Origin of the sequence: Pseudomonas sp. CFBP 8758 (genome assembly GCF_014841725.1) — a bacterium.
GTDB classification, from domain to species: Bacteria; Pseudomonadota; Gammaproteobacteria; order Pseudomonadales; family Pseudomonadaceae; genus Aquipseudomonas; species Aquipseudomonas baltica.
Genome location: NZ_JACYUK010000008.1, coordinates 118,663 through 131,017, shown reverse-complemented (window position 1 = coordinate 131,017; position 12,355 = coordinate 118,663). Strand labels below are relative to the sequence as shown.

Sequence of the window (12,355 nt, the reverse complement as noted above, 5' to 3'; positions counted from 1 at the left end):
TCGTGGCGACGGCGGTGTACTGGTTCAGTCGCGGCTGAACCCGTACCCGCCACGGAATCTGCGTTAGTTGTCATAACCCAGATTCGGCGCCAGCCAGCGTTCGCTGACTGCCAGCTCCTGTTGCTTGCGTTCGGTGTAGGCCTGCACCTGGTCGCGATCGACCTTGCCCACGGCAAAGTACTGCGCCTGTGGGTGGGCGAAGTACCAGCCACTGACCGCAGCCGCCGGGAACATCGCGTAGTGTTCGGTCAAGGTCACGCCGCTTTGCCCGTCGTCATCGAGCAGGTCGAACAGCGTGCCTTTCTCGGTATGGTCCGGGCACGCGGGGTAGCCAGGGGCAGGGCGGATGCCTTTGTACTGCTCCTTGATCAATGCCTCGTTGTCCAGTGTCTCTTCGGGGTCGTAGCCCCAATGCTCCTTGCGCACCTGCTGGTGCAGCCATTCGGCGCAGGCCTCGGCCAGGCGGTCGGCCAAAGCCTTGACCATGATCGAGTTGTAGTCGTCGCCGTTGTCCTGATAGGCCTTGGCGACTTCTTCGGCGCCGATCCCAGCGGTGGTAATGAAGCCCCCCACGTAGTCGGTCACGCCACTGTCCCTGGGTGCGACGAAGTCGGCCAGGGAAAAGTTCGGCTTGCCATCGGTCTTGATGGTCTGTTGGCGCAGGTGATGCAGGCGCGCCAGCGGCTGGCCATCGTCGCCATACACTTCGATATCGTCGTGTTCCACCTGGTTGGCGGGCCAGAAACCGAACACCGCGCGGGCGCGGATGAGTTTCTCGTCGATCAGCTTGCGCAGCATCACCTTTGCGTCCTCGAACAACGCGGTGGCCGCTTCACCCACCACCTCGTCGGTGAGAATGCGCGGGTACTTGCCGGCCAGGTCCCAGGATATGAAAAACGGTGTCCAGTCGATGTACTCGGCCAGTACGTTGAGGTCGATGTCATCCAGTACCCTGGCGCCGGTAAAGGTCGGCTGCACGGGGTGGTAGGTACTCCAGTCGAAAGTGGCCTTGGCCGCGATGGCGTTGGCATAGCTCAAGCGCTCGGTGCGAGCACTGCGGTTGGCCGTACGCTCGCGAACCTCGATGTATTCCAGGCGAGTCTTCTCGACGAACGCCGGCTTGAGTTCCTTGGACAGCAACTGGGTGGCAACCCCCACCGCCCGCGAGGCGTCGGTCACATAGATGACCGCGTCATTGCTGTACTTGGGCTCGATCTTCACCGCCGTGTGCGCCTTGGAGGTGGTGGCCCCGCCGATCATCAGCGGCAGGTGGAAGTCCTGGCGCTGCATTTCCCGGGCAACGTGAACCATCTCGTCGAGCGAAGGCGTGATCAGGCCGGACAGGCCGATGATGTCGCACTTCTGCTCGCGGGCGACCTGCAGGATCTTGTCGGCGGGCACCATGACGCCCAGGTCGACGATGTCGTAGCCGTTGCAGCCCAGCACCACGCCGACGATGTTCTTGCCGATATCATGGACGTCGCCTTTCACCGTGGCCATCAGGATCTTGCCCTTGGCTTCGGGCTTGTCGCCTTTCTCAAGCTCGATGAACGGAATCAGGTGAGCCACGGCCTGTTTCATCACGCGCGCCGACTTGACCACCTGGGGCAGGAACATCTTGCCCGAGCCGAACAGGTCGCCAACGATGTTCATGCCCGACATCAACGGGCCTTCGATGACCTCGATCGGGCGCTTGAACGACTGCCGAGACTCCTCGGTGTCTTCGACGATGTGCGTGGTGATGCCCTTGACCAACGCGTGTTCCAGACGCTGGTTGACTGGCCAGCCGCGCCATTCTTCGGTCTCGGCTTCCTTGACGCTGCCGTCGCCCTTGAACTTGTCGGCGATGGCAAGCAGGGCGTCGGTGCCTTCCGGGGTGCGGTTGAGCACCACGTCCTCGACACGGTCACGCAGCTCGGCCGGGATCTGGTCATAGATCTCCAACTGGCCGGCGTTGACGATCCCCATGGTCAGGCCGTTGCGGATGGCATGCAGCAGGAACACCGAGTGGATAGCCTCGCGCACCGGATTGTTGCCACGGAACGAGAACGACACGTTCGACACGCCGCCGCTGGTCAATGCATGGGGCAGCTCATCGCGGATGTAGGCGCAGGCATTGATGAAGTCGACGGCATAGTTGTTGTGTTCTTCGATGCCGGTGGCCACGGCAAAGATGTTCGGGTCGAAGATGATGTCTTCCGGAGGGAAGCCGACCTGGTCGACCAGAATGTCGTAGGAGCGCTTGCAGATTTCCTTCTTGCGCGCCTCGGTGTCGGCCTGGCCAGCCTCGTCGAAGGCCATGACCACCACCGCCGCGCCGTAGCGCTTGCACAGCTTGGCGTGGTGAATGAAGGCCTCCACGCCTTCCTTCATGCTGATCGAGTTGACGATGCCCTTGCCCTGGATGCACTTGAGCCCGGCTTCGATCACTTCCCACTTGGAGGAGTCGATCATGATCGGCACCCGCGAGATGTCCGGCTCGCCAGCGATCAGGTTGAGGAAGGTGACCATCGCCTTCTGCGAGTCGAGCATGCCCTCGTCCATGTTGATGTCGATCACCTGCGCGCCGGCTTCCACCTGCTGCAGGGCGACTTCCAGGGCCGCGGTGTAGTTGTCCTCGCGGATCAGCCGGGCGAAGCGCGCGGAGCCGGTGATGTTGGTGCGCTCGCCGACGTTGACGAACAACGACTGGCGGTCGATGGTGAACGGCTCCAGACCCGACAACCGGCAGGCTTTGGGAATGTCCGGGATCGCCCGCGGCGCATAGCCGGCCACTGCCTTGGCGATGGCTTCGATATGCCCCGGCGTGGTACCGCAGCAGCCACCGACGATGTTGAGAAAGCCGCTCTGGGCAAACTCTTCGATGATCTTCGCGGTTTCCGAAGGCAGCTCGTCGTATTCGCCAAAGGCGTTCGGCAAGCCGGCGTTGGGGTGCGCCGAAACGTAGGTGCCGGCCTTGTTCGACAGCTCTTCCAGGTAGGGGCGCAGCTCGCTGGCACCCAGCGCGCAGTTCAGGCCTACCGAGATCGGCCTGGCATGGCTTACCGAGTTCCAGAAGGCCTCGGTGGTCTGCCCGGACAGGGTGCGGCCGGACGCATCGGTGATGGTCCCGGAAATCATGATCGGCAATTCGAAGCCCAGTTCCTCGTACACCCCCTGCACGGCGAAGATCGCCGCCTTGGCGTTGAGGGTGTCGAAGATGGTCTCGATCAGGATCAGGTCGGCGCCGCCCTCGATCAGGCCCTTGGTGGCCTCGGTGTAGTTTTCCACCAGCTCGTCGAAGGTGACGTTGCGGTAGCCGGGGTTGTTGACATCGGGGGACAGCGAGCAGGTGCGACTGGTCGGGCCCAGCACGCCGGCGACAAAGCGCGGTTTGTCCGGGGTTTCCAAGGTCTTGGCGTCGGCGACGCGCCGGGCCACCCGCGCACCTTCAACGTTGAGCTCGTACACCAGCGACTCCATGCCATAGTCGGCCTGGGACACCTGGGTGGCATTGAAGGTGTTGGTTTCCAGAATGTCGGCGCCCGCGTCCAGGTAGGCCTTCTCGATGGCGGCGATCACATCCGGGCGGCTGAGCAGCAACAGGTCGTTATTGCCCTTGACGTCGCTTGGCCAATCGGCAAAGCGCTCACCCCGATAATCCTCTTCTTCGAGCTTGTAGCTCTGGATCATCGTGCCCATGCCGCCGTCGAGAATCAGGATGCGCTCTTTGAGGGCTTGCTGGAGGGCTTGAAGGCGAGCACTGCGGTCGGACATGGGAACCACTCTTTCAGAAAATTCGGACACTGTGACAGGTGGCGGATGATAGCAAACCTGTGCGCTATTTGATCACCACAAGGATTACCATGAATTTCACTCATGTTGAGACCGCCGGGCTCGTGCCTTTTTAATCCCTTGCAAGAAACCCCGAAAGAGGCTGGCAGCCGGTCAGTCATTGACGCGTGTCGCGACCTTTTCGAGATTTTTGCAGTCCCACCCCTCGGAATGCCCTGAAAAGGGGCGCGAATTCTCGTTTCAAAAGGCGGTACGCATGCTGATTTCGCTTCAAGCTTTAAGGGCCCTGGCCGCCTGGATCGTAGTCTGCCATCACTTCATGCAGATTTTCTTCGACTTCCATGCCGCAGGCCCCATCGGTCAGTTCTTCACTGACCGAGGCGCGGTGGGCGTCGATATCTTTTTCGTCATCAGTGGGTTGGTCATCTACCTGTCGACCCAGGACAAGCAGATGCCCGCGGGGCGCTTCCTGCTCAATCGTGTCATTCGCATCGTCCCGGCCTATTGGCTGTACACCGCCTTGATGGGGCTGATGCTGGTCAGCCTGGGCCAATGGCTGCCCCATGCCGCGATCGACCTGCCGCACTTCATCCTCTCGCTGCTGTTCATTCCTTCGGAAAATCCCGGTGGTTACGGCCTGTACCCGACGCTGAACGTGGGCTGGACACTCAACTACGAGATGTTCTTCTACCTGCTGTTCTCGCTGGTGTTCACCGTGCCGCAGCGTTACCGCCCGCTGATCGTCGCCGCCGCGCTGGTCGCGGTCAGCGAAGTACTTGGCCGCTATGGGGTGGTCAGCCGCTTCTATCAGAACAACATCATCTACGAGTTCCTGCTGGGCATCGGCATCGGCATGCTCTATCGCCGCGGCTGGATCGCCCAGGGCTTGTGGCTACCTTTGGCCGTGATCATCGTGTCGGCGGTGCTGATCTATCACCTGGATTCCAGCGACCGACTGCTGCACTGGGGCTGGCCCAGCGCGCTGATCGTCCTGGCCTGCGTGGCCATGGAGCCGCACTTCCGGGGCAGCCGCTTGCTCAAAACCCTGGGCGATTGTTCGTATTCGGTGTATCTGGTGCACGTGCTGGTGCTCTACGCCGGTTGGCTGGCCAGCGTCCACTGGCATCTGAACCCATACTGGGTGTTTGCGTTCTGCGTGCCCACCATCGCCCTGGTGTCGTGGGCCAGCTACGTGTGGATCGAGAAGCGTCTGTACCACCGGGTCAAGCACTGGACCGACGCTCGCCTGGATTCGACCTCGATGGCCCGTACGGGGTGATTCCCGACCAAAACAGTCAGGCTTTGTCAGCGTCGCCGGATTCGCGTAAACTGCTGGCAAGTCTGTGAGGAACCACTATGAGCGCTATAACGATTACCGACGCTGCGCACGATTACCTGGCCGATCTGCTGAGCAAGCAGAACACCCCCGGAATCGGCATTCGCGTGTTCATCACCCAGCCAGGCACCCAGTACGCAGAGACGTGCATTGCCTACTGCAAGCCGGGTGAAGAAAAGCCGGAAGACACCGCCCTGGGCTTGAAAAGCTTCACCGCCTGGATCGACGCCGTCAGCGAAGCCTTCCTCGACGACGCCGTGGTCGACTACGCCACCGACCGCATGGGCGGGCAGCTCACCATCAAGGCGCCCAACGCCAAGGTGCCGATGGTCAACGCCGACAGCCCCGTCAACGAGCGCATCAACTACTATCTGCAAACCGAGATCAACCCCGGCCTGGCCAGCCACGGCGGGCAGGTCAGCCTGATCGACGTGGTCGAAGACGGCATTGCCGTGCTGCAGTTCGGCGGTGGTTGCCAGGGTTGTGGCCAGGCCGACGTCACCCTCAAGGACGGTATCGAGCGCACCCTGCTCGAGCGCATCCCGGAGCTCAAGGGCGTTCGCGATGTCACCGACCACACCCAGAAAGAAAACGCCTACTACTAGCTAGGCAGGCTGCCCCCGCGCCAGGACGCGGGGCCCGCATCCGATTCGCTGCGCCCAAGCAGCACGATGCGGGCGGCTACTGGCCGAAGCGCTGGGCGTAACCTTGCGGACTCACCCCAAGCACCTTCTGAAAACTGCGCCGCAGGTTTTCCGCATGGCCATAGCCGCACAGGCGCGCCACGCTCTGCAACGACAATTGCCCGCCCTGGATCATCGCCCGGGCCGCTTCCAGGCGGACCCGCTCGATATGCCGCGCCGGCGTGATGTTCAGTTCGGCGAAGAAAACCCGGTACAACGTCCGCGGCGTCATGTTGGCCTTGTGTGCCAGCGCTTCCAGGGACAGATCGGCGCTCAGGTTCAGTGCGATCCATTCCAGCAACTCGGTCAGCCTCGACGTCGTTCCGTTGCAGCGCGCCAGGTGTGGGCTGAATTGCGTCTGTCCACCCGAACGCTTGAGAAACAGCACCAGGCGGCGAGCGACGGCGAGGGCCAGGGGGCGGCCCAGGTCGGCCTCGATCAACGCCAGCGCCAGGTCGATCCCGGCGGTGACGCCTGCCGAGGTGAAAATGTGGCTGTGCCCGTCCTTGTCCGAGGGATCGTAGGTGTGCAGCCGATCGCCTTGCACCTGCACATTGGCAAAGGCCTGCAAGGCCTCGACATCGTCCCAGTGAGTGGTGGCGATCAAGCCGTCCAGTAAGCCCGCGCTGGCGAGCATCAGCGCTCCCGAGCATACCGAACCCAAGCGTCGGACCGTGGGCGCGGCCTCGCGCAACCAGGCGAGCAGGGCAGTGTTCGCGCACTGTTCGGCATCGCTGCTGCCGCCGGGCAGCAGCACCGTGTCCAGGGTGCTGCAGTCCACCGACAGCCAGCTGGCGTCGGCATGCAGTTTCAACCCGGCGGAGGTCGCCACGGCGCCCGCTGCCTCCCCCAGCAGCTGCAATTGGTAGAGTGGCGCCAGGCCCTGGCGGGCCAGCTCGACGTTGGCCGAGGCGAACACCTGCATCGGGCCGGTCACATCCAGGCTCATCACCCCGGGATAGATCAGGCAAGCAATCACTTTGGTGGAATCAGCCATGCAGTCCATGTCGTTCAAGAACGGTACAGGTGGGCATGGCCCGCACGGTACAGCGCCGAGTCGGCGAAACTGTCCGTGTGCAGCACGTGCCCCACGAGAATCAGCGCACTGCGCCGGAAGTCCTTGGCTGCGACCTTGAGCTGGATATCCGCCAGGGTGCCCAGCGCGAAGTCCTGATCCGGCCAGCTAGCCTTGTGAATCACGGCAACCGGGCAATCCGCGCCGTAGCTGGGCAGCAGCTCGGCGACGATTCGATCCAGATTTTTCACCCCCAGGTGAATGGCCAACGTCGCGCCGTGCCGGGCCAGGCTGCCCAGGCTTTCACCCGGCGGCATCGGCGACTTGTCGCCATAACGCGTGAGAATCACCGTCTGCGCCACATCGGGCAGGGTCAGCTCCACGCCCAGCAGCGCTGCGCAAGCGGCCGTAGCGGTCACGCCAGGAATGATCTGGTAGTCGATGCCATGTTCACGCAGGCAGCGAATCTGCTCACCGATCGCGCCATACAGGCCGGGATCGCCGCTGTGCACGCGCGCCACGTCTTCGCCCCGGTCATGGGCTTGGCGCATCAGCTCGATGATCTGTTGCAGGTGCAGCTCGGCGCTGTTGTGCACCTGGTGCGCGGTGTGCCCTTCGAGCACCGCGTCGGGCACCAGCGAGCCGGCATAGATGATCACCGGGCAACGCCGGATCAGGCGCTGGCCCTTGACGGTGATCAGCTCCGGATCGCCCGGTCCGGCGCCGATGAAATAAACGGTCATGGGGATTCCTGACAGGCGGAGGGGTGAATGATATTCAAGTTGAACGCACAGCGCAGCTGGTCTGACCCACACTGCTGGCGATGGCCAGGGTAGCCACCGCCGTGTGCCGCCGTTTGACACGCAGCATCGCCGCAGACGCCGTGCAGTGCTCGGCCATGGCCAGGGCGGCGCTTTCGGCCACACCGTGGCAAGCGGTGGCTGCGAACGAGCGCGCGGAACGATGGCTGAGTCGATCCTCAAAGGGCGCCAGCGCCTGCGCGCTGTAGGTGGCGAAAGGCAAACCAAGGCGTTCGGCCAGCAGTAGCAGCCCTGGCTCGTGTGCCTTGAGGTCGATGCTGGCCAGCCCCTGCACATCCGCCCAGTCAAGCCGGTGTTCGAGCAGGGTCTGTTGCAGCAGTTCGTATAGCGCCTGCGCGCTGCAACCCCGGCGACAACCGAACCCTACCCACAGCGCCGTCATCGGATTCAGCTACGGGCTCGGCGAAACAACCAGGTACTGATCAGGCCCAGGGCCAGCCAGAACACCGCATTGGTTACCAGTGAAGCAATCACGAACTGCTGTTCCAGCGCTTCGGGCGCCAGGCTCGCATGCTGTTCGGGTTGGGGCGCGCCAATGAGGTGCGGTACCAGCACGATGGCCAGGCCCAGCGCCTTGAGCAGCATGCCGCGGCCGAACACCAACAACGCCAGGCCCGCAGCTGTCGACGCGGCTGTGCCGATCCACCAGGTTTGCCGCGATGCCAGGTCTGCCGCCTGCGTGCCGGGCAGTTCCGGCGGCAGGCCCAGGTTCGGCGCCAGGCAGAACACCGCGAATCCACCCAACCCCCACAACAGTCCCTGGGCATTGCGACCGGGTGCCCGCAGCGTATAGAGCGCGACCAGCATCAGGGCGAAGCCGACGGCAACTACCAGATTGCCCCCGGCCGTGGACAGCACGCGCTGCCAGCCGTTTTTGGGTTCCCAGGCCTCGGCGTGCTCGTGCTCGTGCTCGGCGCCTGCGGCATCGGCATGCTCATGCTGCGCGGCAGGTGTTTCATAGGTTTCACCCTCAAGGATCAGCGAGGCGACCCAGAGGGCTTGCAGAAGCGTCAACAACAAAGCGGCCAGCAGCCCGCTGAACCCGGCGGTACGTACGATGTGCCTGATCATCTCGGTATTCCTCAATGGCACGGAAAGGCGGCGCTGTGCCGGGTGTCGTGAGCGGCGTTGTGCACGGCTTCGATATGCGAGAAACCGGCGAAGCCGACCAGGCAGCAGCCCAGCAGGAACGTACCAGTCGCCAGCGCAATGCGCTGGGCGAGGGTGGCGGTATGCGTTTGGGCGTGTTCAGGGCTGGTTGAGACGGTGCTGGACATGGCGTTCCCTCTGGTGGTCCCGACGGTGGCGGCTCCACGGTATGTGGTTCCGACAATCGGGCACGCGCACGCAGAAAGCCTGGCGCAGGCGCGCCATGCTCGCAACAGCGCCCGCCCACCGCGGGTTTGTCGATCACAGACAGTCTGGGCCGGTCTCCGGGCTTGCGAGGGGCGGCGTGAGCCAGCCTTGAAAGCGTCGCCTTCCCACACCCATGACAGGCGCAGTGGATCTGACACTTCTCTCGCTTACCGTTGCGGGGGCAGCACCGGACTTGCGCCAGCATCCAATCGAAGCTGGCACTCACCGGTTTCCCGTTTCACCCTGTGAAGGGCACCCAAACGAAGCGCCTAGCAAATCATGTCGACGCGGGGCCGTCAATCCGTGCCCATGCCAGCGAGCGCCGGCGCCTGTAGAATGCTGCCGCGGTCCGCACTTTCCCATCCGACAAGGAGTTCCCCATGCCCGAAGAAGGCAACATGCTACAAGCCGCCGTGGTGTTCCTGCTGGCCGCGGTGATTGCCGTGCCGTTGGCCAAACGCCTGCAATTGGGCGCGGTGCTGGGCTATCTGTTCGCCGGGGTGGTCATCGGCCCGCAAGTGCTGGGCTGGGTCGGCGACCCACAGAGCGTCAGCCACATCTCGGAACTGGGGGTAGTCCTGCTGCTGTTCATCATTGGCCTGGAGCTGTCGCCCAAGCGGCTGTGGGTCATGCGCAAGGCCGTGTTCGGGGTTGGCCTGGCCCAGGTGCTGTTGACCGCAGTGGTGATCGGCGCGGTGGCATTGCTCGGCTTCGGCCAGCCGTTGAACAGTGCCGTGGTGCTGGGTCTGGGCCTGGCCTTGTCGTCCACTGCCTTCGGCCTGCAAAGCCTGGCCGAACGCAAGGAGCTGAACGCTCCCCACGGTCGCCTGGCCTTTGCCATCCTGCTGTTCCAGGACATTGCCGCGATTCCACTGATCGCCATGGTGCCGCTGCTGGCTGGCAGTGGCGGCGATGCAGGCGAGGGCAGTACCCTGGATCACGGCCTACGGGTGCTGGGCAGCATCGCCGTGGTGGTGGTCGGTGGGCGTTACCTGTTGCGTCCGGTGTTTCGCATCGTCGCCCGCACTGGCCTGCAGGAGGTGTCCACCGCCACGGCCTTGCTGGTGGTGATCGGCACCGCCTGGCTGATGGAACTGGCCGGTGTCTCCATGGCTCTGGGCGCCTTTCTCGCTGGCTTGCTGCTGGCCGATTCGGAATACCGGCACGAGTTGGAGTCGCAGATCGAGCCGTTCAAGGGGCTGCTGCTGGGGCTGTTCTTCATCAGTGTCGGCATGGGCGCCAATCTGGGCCTGCTGATCGAAAGCCCGGCACTGGTGCTGGGGCTGACGCTGCTGTTGATCGGCATCAAGCTGCCGTTGCTGGTGTTGATCGGGCGTCTGGCCGGCGGCTTGGGCCGGCTCAGCGCCGTACGCCTGGGTATCGTGCTGGCCGCCGGCGGCGAGTTCGCCTTCGTGGTGTTCAAGATAGGCCGCGAGCAGGGCCTGTTCGACGCGCGCCTGTACGACACCTTGCTGCTGACCATCACTTTGTCGATGGCGCTCACGCCATTGCTGTTGCTGCTGTGCGCACGCCTGCTGCGGGTCAAGACCCCGCCGGTGGAAGTGCCGGACGCCTACCGCGAGATTGAAAGCGACGCGCCGCGCGTGGTGATTGCCGGCATGGGCCGGATGGGGCAGATCGTTGCGCGGATCCTGCGGGCGCAGAAGATCAGCTTCGTAGCCTTGGACACCTCGGTGGAGTCCATCGAGTTCTCGCGCAGCTTCGGCCACCTGCCGGTGTTCTATGGCGACCCGCTGCGGCCGGAGATCCTGCGCGCGGCCAAGGTCGAGCAGGCCGAGTATTTCGTCATCGCCACCGACGATCCGGAAATCAACATCAAGACCGCCGAACTGGTCAACCGCCTGTACCCGCACGTGAAGATCATCGCCCGCGCGCGCAATCGCCAGCACGTGCACCGGCTGGTCGACCATGGCGCCCAGGCGGTTCGCGAAACCTACTACTCGAGCCTGGAAATCACCCGCCGAACGCTGGTCGGCCTGGGCTTGAGCCAATCCCAGGCCGATGCGCGGATCAGCCGCTTCAAGCGCCATGACGAACAGGTGCTGCAGGCCCAGCACGCGATCTACGACGATGAAGCCAAGGTCATGCAGACCGCCCAGGAAGCGCGCGCCGAGCTGGCCCGGCTGTTCGAATCCGATCGTCAGGACGAGAAGGCTGCCGCCAAGGGGGCGCCGCGGCGCTGAGAATCAAACCGGCGGCTGGCGGGCGACGTCGGCCGGCCCGTCTTCGTTGGCCGGATGAGGCGTGCGGGTCGACATTTCGGCGCGCAGCTGCGGCAGGCACTCGGGGTAGCGGTTGTTGACGAAAGTGATCAGCCGCTCGCGCACATGGCAGCGCGCATCCCAGTTGCGCGACGAATCCAGCGAGCTGAGCAGGATGCGCAACTGCATCGCCTTGTCGCTGGTATCGGTGACCTGCAGAACCACCACACGGCCGTCCCACAGGTGCGGGATTTCCTCGCACAGACGCTTGGTCTCGACGCGCAGCGCTTCCAGCGGCACCGAGTAGTCGACCCAGAGAAACACCGAGCCGATGATGCTGGAGGTACTGCGGGTCCAGTTCTGGAACGGCTTCTCGATGAAGTACTGCAGAGGCACGACCATGCGCCGCTCATCCCAGATCTTCACCACCACGTAGGTGCCGGTGATCTCTTCGATACGCCCCCATTCGCCCTCCACGATGACCACGTCGTCGATGCGGATCGGCTGCGAAATGGCGATCTGCAGCCCGGCGATGAGGTTGCCCAGCACCGGCTTGGCAGCAAAGCCGGCAGCCAGTCCCGCCAGGCCCGCCGACGCCAGCAGGCTGGTGCCGATCTGGCGCACCGCTGGGAACGTCATCAGGATCAGGGCGATGCCGAAAATCAGCACCAGTACGTTGAGGCACTGCACCAGCACCCGTACCTGGGTCTGGATGCGTCGGGCGGCAAGGTTGTCCTCGATGTCCAGCGGGTGCTTGAGGGTCATGGTGGTAGCCACGGCCTTGACACAGCGCAAGCCGAGCCAGGTCAGGCAGGCGGTGACCAGCATGCCGTTGAGGTGGCGCACGGTATTGATCAGCAGCAGGTCGTCGGGCGCCGAGGTCCACACCGCCTGCAGGGCCATCAACGGCATCAGCCACAGGGTCGGCTGCTCGGCACGGGCGACCAGTTGCTGCGCCAGTACGAAGGACTTGGAGACGCGTCGCAGGATGATCAGGCCGACCCAGCGGATCAGCAGAATGACGCATACGGCCAGCGCGGCGGCGATCAGCGTACTGAGCCAGGGCATCGGCACGCGGGCCAGCAAGGAATCGGGAAGGGCGTATTCCATGGGTCGGGTGCTCGCTTGAGGCATGAACTGGAGTCGAC

The 12,355-nt window shown here is 63.8% G+C and carries 10 protein-coding genes and 1 riboswitch; of the genes, 3 read left to right on the top strand and 7 right to left on the bottom strand.

What is annotated here, in order from left to right; translation table 11 throughout:
• Positions 1–63: 63 nt before the first annotated feature.
• Positions 64–3,756 (bottom strand): methionine synthase, encoded by a 3,693-nt coding sequence (gene metH, locus IFT75_RS18220; protein ID WP_192056054.1) that lies wholly within the window; start codon positions 3,754–3,756, stop codon positions 64–66.
• 274 nt (positions 3,757–4,030) lie between these two features.
• Here metH and IFT75_RS18215 point away from each other — a divergent pair, with 274 nt between their 5' ends.
• Together IFT75_RS18215 and nfuA are read left to right on the top strand one after the other, a co-directional pair.
• Positions 4,031–5,053 (top strand): acyltransferase family protein, encoded by a 1,023-nt coding sequence (locus IFT75_RS18215; RefSeq protein WP_192056047.1) that lies wholly within the window; start codon positions 4,031–4,033, stop codon positions 5,051–5,053.
• Between the two features lie 77 nt (positions 5,054–5,130).
• Positions 5,131–5,715 carry a Fe-S biogenesis protein NfuA gene (gene nfuA / locus IFT75_RS18210; RefSeq protein WP_049859622.1) on the top strand — a complete coding sequence of 195 codons (585 nt, stop codon included), beginning with the start codon at positions 5,131–5,133 and terminating at the stop codon, positions 5,713–5,715.
• A gap of 76 nt (positions 5,716–5,791) precedes the next feature.
• Here nfuA and IFT75_RS18205 read toward each other — a convergent pair whose 3' ends face one another.
• From IFT75_RS18205 to IFT75_RS18185, 5 genes are read right to left on the bottom strand one after another with little or no spacing between them, the layout of a single operon-like run.
• Positions 5,792–6,790 (bottom strand): GlxA family transcriptional regulator, encoded by a 999-nt coding sequence (locus IFT75_RS18205; RefSeq protein ID WP_122478274.1) that lies wholly within the window; start codon positions 6,788–6,790, stop codon positions 5,792–5,794.
• A 14-nt stretch (positions 6,791–6,804) separates the two neighbouring features.
• The gene (gene cobM / locus IFT75_RS18200; RefSeq protein WP_192056045.1) at positions 6,805–7,551 is read right to left on the bottom strand and encodes a precorrin-4 C(11)-methyltransferase; all 747 of its coding nucleotides are present in this window, start codon (positions 7,549–7,551) and stop codon (positions 6,805–6,807) included.
• Positions 7,552–7,585: 34 nt separating this feature from the next.
• Positions 7,586–8,011: a cobalamin biosynthesis protein gene (locus IFT75_RS18195; RefSeq protein WP_192056043.1), complete on the bottom strand. Its 426-nt coding sequence runs from the start codon at positions 8,009–8,011 to the stop codon at positions 7,586–7,588.
• Between the two features lie 5 nt (positions 8,012–8,016).
• Positions 8,017–8,700, bottom strand: a complete 684-nt coding sequence (locus IFT75_RS18190) for a CbtA family protein (RefSeq protein WP_192056026.1) — start codon at positions 8,698–8,700, stop codon at positions 8,017–8,019.
• An 11-nt stretch (positions 8,701–8,711) separates the two neighbouring features.
• The gene (locus IFT75_RS18185) at positions 8,712–8,906 is read right to left on the bottom strand and encodes a CbtB domain-containing protein (RefSeq protein WP_122478101.1); all 195 of its coding nucleotides are present in this window, start codon (positions 8,904–8,906) and stop codon (positions 8,712–8,714) included.
• Between the two features lie 130 nt (positions 8,907–9,036).
• Positions 9,037–9,260, bottom strand: a riboswitch (cobalamin riboswitch).
• Positions 9,261–9,365: 105 nt separating this feature from the next.
• Here IFT75_RS18185 and IFT75_RS18180 point away from each other — a divergent pair.
• Positions 9,366–11,189 (top strand): monovalent cation:proton antiporter-2 (CPA2) family protein, encoded by a 1,824-nt coding sequence (locus IFT75_RS18180; RefSeq protein WP_192056024.1) that lies wholly within the window; start codon positions 9,366–9,368, stop codon positions 11,187–11,189.
• A 3-nt stretch (positions 11,190–11,192) separates the two neighbouring features.
• Here IFT75_RS18180 and IFT75_RS18175 read toward each other — a convergent pair whose 3' ends face one another.
• Positions 11,193–12,317: a mechanosensitive ion channel family protein gene (locus IFT75_RS18175; protein ID WP_122478098.1), complete on the bottom strand. Its 1,125-nt coding sequence runs from the start codon at positions 12,315–12,317 to the stop codon at positions 11,193–11,195.
• Positions 12,318–12,355: the final 38 nt, after the last annotated feature.